A 6,958-nucleotide genomic window follows, 5' to 3' on the forward strand; every position below is an offset into this window, starting at 1 on the left:
ATCTATATTTATTTGGAACTTGTTTTCATTTTATATATGTCTTTATGATTATTGGCAAGTAAGTCATTCTTACAGAAAAGCAAAATGAAATTAACTTGTAAGCTGAATTTGAAATGGAATAAATTCAGAACATGAAACCAAATCCTTTCCTCTGTGAAGCATTGAACCTCTCAATCTCCAAAGAGAGGGATTTCCTCAACTGACTTGCCATGAACGCCAAGAAAGGCAGATTGCTATCCTCTTCCTGCGACTGTCGTAAGGCAAGGATATATCCGTCCCTATCTTCTTTGAATATCTTAGCCGGGAAAAGATTATGAAAGAACTGGATATAGTTCATCAGCAATCGGGAAGTGCGTCCGTTGCCATCCACCCACGGATAAATAGTTGCCAAGTTCAGATGGGCATTGAAACTAAGTTCGTACTGCTCCCGAATGGTAGATACGGCATTGATGCGTTTTTGCAGCTGATTACATAGCTCGGCAACTTTAGCAGGCACTTTCTGATAATTCATATAAGAACGTCCACCGATACCAGTCGTAACTCCACACAGGCGGTACTCGCCTTTCGAGGAATCAAAAGAACCGCCCATTACGTTATGCAGGCTCCCTGTAGTGCGCATCAAAGTAGCGTTCAGCCTTTGTAGGAAAGAAGAGGTAATGGCAGTTTTACGCTTTGCTTCTTCTTTTGCCATCTCATATGCCTTCTTCAAATCCTCATTCATCAAGTGATATACGAGCGGTTTGCCGCCAGCTGTCACACCTTCGTCAAACAGCAGCTGGGCTTCTATCTCTGTCAGCGTAGAGCCTTCGATGGCGGTAGAGTGGGCAATAAGAGAATAGAGGTAGTACTTTTCGTAGTCCACCGCTTCACCGATACCGAGTTTCACGAACTTCTGATATAGTTGCTCTATCTCTTGCCAAATAACTGTTTCCATTGCTTACTGACAAACTTAATTGTTATTTCCTTCAAAAATACTTTTGATATAACATTCTGCCAAGTGAATCAACTACTTTCTTTTTATTATTTTACACGTGCAAGTGAAATCAGGAGAAAAGAAAAAAAGCTAAGTGCCGGTTACCAACGCTTAGCTTTTTATTTAGTACCCAGACCCGGGATCGAACCGGGATGGAAGTGAATCCATTGGTGTTTGAGACCAACGCGTCTACCAATTCCGCCATCTGGGCATTTGCTTTGAGTAAGTTTGTTTCTCAATTGCGTTGCAAAGGTAGGCATTATTTTTAAACCTGCAAGCATTTTCCTCTTTTTTTTCATTTTATATCTTCTTAGGATATGCGGATAGACGAAATCCCGGAATATTTCGTTAACTTTGTAAGAGTATAACTAAAAACAACCTGGATCATCATGAAAGATAATTATTGCGTTATCATGGGCGGCGGGATCGGAAGCCGTTTCTGGCCTTTCAGCAGAGAAAGTTACCCTAAACAGTTTCTTGACTTTTTCGGTACGGGCCGGTCATTGCTACAGATGACATTCGACCGCTTCTCCAAGATTATTCCGATCGAAAATATATATATCGTAACGAACGAGCAATACGCTTCTCTTGTAAAAGAGCAACTGCCTGAGTTGGGAGATTCGCAGATATTATTGGAACCGGCACGTCGTAACACAGCTCCTTGCATTGCTTATGCGGCCTACCACATCAAGGCATGCAACCCGAATGCGAATATTGTCGTCGCTCCTTCCGACCACCTGATCCTGAAAGAAGACGTCTTTCTGAAAGACGTGCAGAAAAGTCTCGACTTCGTAAAAGACAACCATGCGCTGGTCACGTTAGGCATCAAACCCAGCCGTCCCGAAACAGGCTACGGATACATCCAAAGCAGCGATATCATGCTGGGCGAATTCACGAAAGTGAAGACTTTTACTGAAAAGCCGGATCTGGAACTGGCGAAAGTGTTCATGGAGAGCGGCGAGTTCTTCTGGAACTCCGGCCTTTTCGTCTGGAACGTCAACGCCATCCTGGAAGCCTTCTCCAAATTCCTCCCGGACATCTCCCTCCGTTTCGATTTGGGCAAAGACAAGTTCAACACGGCGGAAGAACGCGATTTCATCGCCGAGAACTTCCCTTACTGCCTGAATATCTCCATCGACTACGGGATCATGGAAAAAGCGGACAACGTATATATGCTGTGCGTCGACTTCGGTTGGGCCGACCTCGGAACATGGGGATCGCTGTTTGACCTGGCGAAGAAAGACGAGCAAAACAACGCGCTCCTGAAAAGCGAAGCGATGATGTACGAAAGCTGCGGCAACATCGTGGCCCTCGACAATCCGAAACGCCTCGCCGTCATACAGGGCATCCATGATTGCATCGTGGCAGAATCCGGCAATGTCCTCCTGATCTGCAAGAAAGAGGACGAACAACGCATCAAACAATTCGTTGCCGATGCCCAGATGAAATATGGCAAAGAGTTTAATTGAATCGAACGGTGAAAGGTGAAAGGTGAAAGTTACGACAAGCGGTATTTAACTTTCACCTTTCAACTTTCACCTTCCAACTATTTCCTGATTCCCAACAGAAACTCGATCAGCGACTTCACAAACTCTAAAATCGACCTTACTTTACTCATACGCATTCTCCTTTTTTTTCAGATTAAACAATTATTTAAATGATGCTATTAGCCCGATGTCGACGGCGATCCTCCTCAGCGTCCGGCAATACGCAGCCCTGTTGTCCCCGTTCGCTTCACTGATATACCGGCTGTAGGCGATCTCTTGCGCATACGCTTCCGGATAGAAGCTGACTGCCGCAGCCTGGGGATAGGCGGAAGAGACCAGACGGGCAAAATCCATAAAACTATGTTCGGGCGTGTCATACCGGCGGAACAGCAATCCCCCGTTTCCCAAGTCCGTCTTTCCCCCATGCCAGTAAGCATTCGCCACCCCGTAGCCCGCGATCCCGAAGAAATTATGAAACTTCACCGCCAGCACGCTCTCGCCCCATCCCGACTCGATCGCCCCCTGAGCCAATATCACCACCGGATTCATCCCGAACAACTCCCCCGCCGTCCGCGCCGCCTCCCCATACATCTTTACAAATAAACGCTTTTCCATTTCCTTCACCTCCCCTAAAAAAGGGCGGGCAACCCCCGCCCCCTACGATTACCACTCTTATTTTTTAATTCTTAATTTTTAATTCTTAATTCCCTACAGCTCCCCCGGTCTCTCCTCTTCGCCACCGGACCCGCCTGAAGCAGCAGGTTCGAGCGTCAAGCGTTCGCCTTTCACCGTCTGCGTCAGATTGCGCAACAAGCTTCCCGGCCGGAAACAAAGGCGGGGCTTACGAAGCTGCGAGGCCGAGAAATCCTCCACAGTCACACTGCCGGAACTGCCCAACAGGAATTGAAAGTTGCCCAACTCGCCGAACTGCACTACTTCGCCGCGTTCCAAAGCCTTGGCCATAAACTTGGTCATACGGTCTATCACCAATTTGACATCACCGCTCGAAGCGGTCGAACTTTCCGCGATCGAATCGCACAGTTCTTCGAAAGTGCAAACCCCGGTCGCACGTGTCTGCGCATAATAGAGCTTCTCCTTTCCCTGCTCTACATCTTTACTCATGTTCTTACGGAGAACCAAATGATACTTTACTCCCATAACTCTACGTTTTAGATGATTAATAAACTGTTTTGTAACTGATTACAATGTAAAGATACTTCACCGCCCACCCCCGCCCGAAGACAGGGAAGACGTGACGTGACGACACAGCCTCTTTCTATCATTATCAATATTCCCCACTCGGAAACCGTACCCCAAAGAGCCTCCATGAAACAAGTATTTTCCGCCTTATTCACTTGATATATTGCTATTTATTTCGTACATTTAGGAGATCATACAAACAAAGAAAGACATGGGAACGACAACCTTTCGCATTCGCGCCTACGGGGTAGGCGAACTGGCCGGCCTATACAACCCGCACCTCACTCACCGCGCCGCCATCATGCAGCTCTGGCGCTGGATCAACTACCAGGGAGCACTCAAAGAAAAACTGACAGTCCTCGGCTACCGTCCGGGGCTGCGCTGCTTCACCCCGAAGATGGTGGGCTGCATTGTGGAGCATTTGGGGGAACCGTAATTTTTATATACATTTGTGTTGTCTATTCAATACAGTTGAAAAATGGAACGAACTTATATTAATGAATTTCATAAGCAATGGATGGAGACAACTTTGCAATCAATCGAATCTTGGAAGAAGCAGCCAATCTCGTTGGAGGAAGTAAAGAGTCAGCAGGAAATGCTGAACAAACAGAAGGCTATAAGAGAAAACAGATTGAAAGGCTGAAAGAATATGAAATTTTTGATGCTGTGCCCAATAATGTTCTTCATGGGATAGATGGACAACTTTATTTTATCGATACGCAAATCAGATTGAGATAATATCCCCCGTTTCATATATTAACGGTTCCCGTCCCCTATTTTTTCGGACAAGAACCGCTTCATTTCGGACAGGGATCCCGGAAGGGGTGGACGTGGTGGACGTTATTTTGCGTTTTCAAGACTTTATACACTATGGTTATGGTTAAAAAGAGGGGGTATGACCATGACCATAGTGTATATAAGTTTACAAAACTGCATTTTTACGTCCACCACGTCCACCCCAGCTCTCAATGCTGATGAAACAAATCCGGGTCGTCCACATCCGTATCATCCTGTTTATCTAAAAGATAAACATCTTTATCCGTTTCACGACCTTCCCCGGCATCATCGCCCGATATCCCCATTTGGCGTGCCTTCACCTGTTCAAAAGTTAGCTCAACTACGGCAAAAAGGCGTCTTCCCTTCCGTATTTTGTATTCAAAATCGTCTCTGGTCAGCAGTTTTCCGATGTTATTCACGTTCGTTCCGGTCACCGATAACCGTGCGTAGAGGCTAATTTTGGCCATTATTTCGCTACTTGACAGAAAAAGTGGAACGTCAAAACGTTCCGGACGGCGGAAATAAGTATAGAAAAGTTCCTCTTCCGGGCTGCTCTGCTGGAAGGCTTCGTTGTTTACGTTCAGATCGGTGATGTCGGTATCGGAAAACCAGAATTTGAAACCGCCACGATACAACGCCAACGCCTGCGCATAAACACCGACATGATCGACAGGGGTACTATAGTCTATGGCTTGCGCCTCGAAGCAGAGGAAACGGCGCGATCCGGTACGGTCGGTGAGCACCTGGCTGTCGTTGACCGTCGCGGCAAACGAGGCGCGGCGCACGTAAACCTCTGCATTGCGGGCATACGCCCGGCGTTCGCGCACCACATCCTTCGTGATCATCGCCTTCAGACGGTTCAACTCCATACGGCTCTGCCCCGAAAGCTCGTCGAGGAGGATCAGAAAACAGTCCGAGAGCAGAAACAAGGCGTCTTTGGACGAGGGGTCCACATTACCCGAAAAGACGTATGCGGACAGTGCGGGAGGAACCAGCCGGCGGAACCAGGTCGTCTTGCCGATCCCCTGCTCGCCACTGAGCAGCAGGACGGAATGATTCTCCTGCCCGTCGTCAATGGCACAAGCGACAGCCGCCACCAGCCATTTACGGAGGCAGGCAGTCCAGAATTCCGGCTTGCACGTCCGCACTGTGGCTGCCAAACGGGCGATATGGTCCGTCACGCCATCCCACGGCGGAAGGTTCTCGAAATAGGCTGTAAAGGGGTTATACTCCCGGCTGAAATCGGAATGCACGACCGCATGCACCTCGCTTTGCTTGATGCAGCATCCGTCCAGTTGGAGTTTGCTCCAGACGGAGTTCTCCCAGTAGTCCGTCACCGGCAGGTAGCCGTAGCCCTTCTTCTTCTTCTGGCGGTATTCCACCAAGCCGCGCACGACGTTCTTGCGCAAGTAGAAATGTTCGGAGAGGTATTCGCGTACTCGTTCCACCTTCTCCCCAGAGCGCCCTCCGTCGTTGTCCTTCCTTGGGCGCCCTCCGTCGTTGTCCTTCCCCTGCTCCTCGACGTGCGAATAGGCGCTTGCCACAGCCTGCCGCAACTCCTCCTCCGGCAGGTCGCCGAAGTTCGACCGGCAATACCCCTCCGTCTCTTCCTTCGGGACTCCGAGGCGGTTGCAATGCCAAGCGAAGAGATGGACATAGTTGTTGCGGCTTCCGTCGGCATACTTGTATTTGCTTGTCGTACGCCGTCTGGCCCGCGCAAACAACCTGCTGACGGACATCAAAGGCTTGTCTGGCGGCACAGGAGACAGGACGGGGATGTCGCCCGGCAATTCTCCGGAGCCGTTCAGCCAGGCTTCGAAACGGGGCGAGATATACAGGGCGCTGTCGTACGAAACAAAGCACAGGCGCCCCGCATCGCTGCCCGAAGCGTCGATTTCGACTCCCAGCACTCTCTCGTAGTGGGCCTTGATCCGATCATATCCTTTCCGGTGGTTCGCGGGGTCGAGGGGCAATCCGGCCGCATTCCAGACAATCGCTTTCAGGCCGTTGCCACTCGGGCTGCGGAAACAGGCGACCGTGTAAGGTTCTCCCTCGATCAACAGCTTCAGCCCCTCGATGCGGTCGGGTTGAAGCCCGTCCAGATCGAGGATCAGCAACGGGTTATAGCCGGTCAGGTGAGCTTTCGTACGCCTGCCTTTATAGGTAGCCGAGACGGTGAAGGCGGGTAGCCCTTTCTTGATCTGTTCGGCGCCATCCTTGTCGCCGTCAGACAGTTTTTTGCGCAGCTCCAAGACAGGCGGCCCGTAGCGGCCTTCACGGATGTCGGTTAACACTTTTACCAGAGGAGAGTCTCCCAGGTAGTTCTTGAACGAAGCGAAAATGCTTGCTTGTACCATGATGACAAATTGTATTTGTATGTGTAATGCCGGTTCGTCCGGCATCTGTCCAAAAGTACGTACTTTCATTTTTTTACCTCACCCTTTTTACTCATTATTAGCAAAAAAGGGATGCCGCTCACTCTTCCGAAAGGAATCGTTTGGCTGCATCCAGGAGGCTGACG

The 6,958-nt window shown here is 49.3% G+C and carries 7 protein-coding genes and 1 tRNA gene; 3 read left to right on the forward strand and 5 right to left on the reverse strand.

From position 1 onward, the window contains the following. Positions 1–124 precede the first annotated feature (124 nt). Both RDN79_RS18760 and RDN79_RS18765 read right to left on the reverse strand, forming a co-directional pair. The gene (locus RDN79_RS18760) at positions 125–934 is read right to left on the reverse strand and encodes a Fic family protein (protein WP_298554282.1); all 810 of its coding nucleotides are present in this window, start codon (positions 932–934) and stop codon (positions 125–127) included. Between the two features lie 166 nt (positions 935–1,100). Further along, positions 1,101–1,184 (reverse strand) — tRNA-Leu (locus RDN79_RS18765). 178 nt (positions 1,185–1,362) lie between these two features. Here RDN79_RS18765 and RDN79_RS18770 point away from each other — a divergent pair. After that, the gene (locus RDN79_RS18770) at positions 1,363–2,442 is read left to right on the forward strand and encodes a mannose-1-phosphate guanylyltransferase (RefSeq protein WP_298554287.1); all 1,080 of its coding nucleotides are present in this window, start codon (positions 1,363–1,365) and stop codon (positions 2,440–2,442) included. A gap of 180 nt (positions 2,443–2,622) precedes the next feature. Here RDN79_RS18770 and RDN79_RS18775 read toward each other — a convergent pair whose 3' ends face one another. Together RDN79_RS18775 and RDN79_RS18780 are read right to left on the reverse strand one after the other, a co-directional pair. After that, positions 2,623–3,075, reverse strand: coding sequence for a glucosaminidase domain-containing protein (locus RDN79_RS18775; protein WP_298554290.1), 453 nt, complete (start codon positions 3,073–3,075; stop codon positions 2,623–2,625). Positions 3,076–3,168: 93 nt separating this feature from the next. After that, entirely contained in the window at positions 3,169–3,618 is a 450-nt protein-coding gene (locus RDN79_RS18780; protein WP_186931089.1) for an HU family DNA-binding protein, read from the reverse strand. 253 nt (positions 3,619–3,871) lie between these two features. Between RDN79_RS18780 and RDN79_RS18785 the strand changes: the two genes are divergently transcribed. Next, positions 3,872–4,096 (forward strand): DUF4248 domain-containing protein, encoded by a 225-nt coding sequence (locus tag RDN79_RS18785; protein WP_298554294.1) that lies wholly within the window; start codon positions 3,872–3,874, stop codon positions 4,094–4,096. Positions 4,097–4,173: 77 nt separating this feature from the next. Continuing rightward, entirely contained in the window at positions 4,174–4,398 is a 225-nt protein-coding gene (locus RDN79_RS18790) for a hypothetical protein (RefSeq protein WP_298554296.1), read from the forward strand. A gap of 227 nt (positions 4,399–4,625) precedes the next feature. Here the strand turns inward: RDN79_RS18790 and RDN79_RS18795 are convergent, their stop codons facing one another. After that, on the reverse strand, positions 4,626–6,863 hold the full coding sequence (locus RDN79_RS18795) for a VapE domain-containing protein (protein ID WP_298554299.1): 2,238 nt from the start codon (positions 6,861–6,863) through the stop codon (positions 4,626–4,628). Positions 6,864–6,958: the final 95 nt, after the last annotated feature.

It is taken from the genome of uncultured Parabacteroides sp., from assembly GCF_902493135.1.
GTDB lineage: Bacteria > Bacteroidota > Bacteroidia > Bacteroidales > Tannerellaceae > Parabacteroides.

What these genes read in the sequence shown, in the direction of transcription:
- RDN79_RS18760 (WP_298554282.1), bottom strand. Translation starts at nt 934, where the DNA reads ATGGAAACAGTTATTTGGCAAGAGATAGAGCAACTATATCAGAAGTTC.
- RDN79_RS18770 (WP_298554287.1), top strand. Translation starts at nt 1,363, where the DNA reads ATGAAAGATAATTATTGCGTTATCATGGGCGGCGGGATCGGAAGCCGT.
- RDN79_RS18775 (WP_298554290.1), bottom strand. Translation starts at nt 3,075, where the DNA reads ATGGAAAAGCGTTTATTTGTAAAGATGTATGGGGAGGCGGCGCGGACG.
- RDN79_RS18780 (WP_186931089.1), bottom strand. Translation starts at nt 3,618, where the DNA reads ATGGGAGTAAAGTATCATTTGGTTCTCCGTAAGAACATGAGTAAAGAT.
- RDN79_RS18785 (WP_298554294.1), top strand. Translation starts at nt 3,872, where the DNA reads ATGGGAACGACAACCTTTCGCATTCGCGCCTACGGGGTAGGCGAACTG.
- RDN79_RS18790 (WP_298554296.1), top strand. Translation starts at nt 4,174, where the DNA reads ATGGATGGAGACAACTTTGCAATCAATCGAATCTTGGAAGAAGCAGCC.
- RDN79_RS18795 (WP_298554299.1), bottom strand. Translation starts at nt 6,863, where the DNA reads ATGAAAGTACGTACTTTTGGACAGATGCCGGACGAACCGGCATTACAC.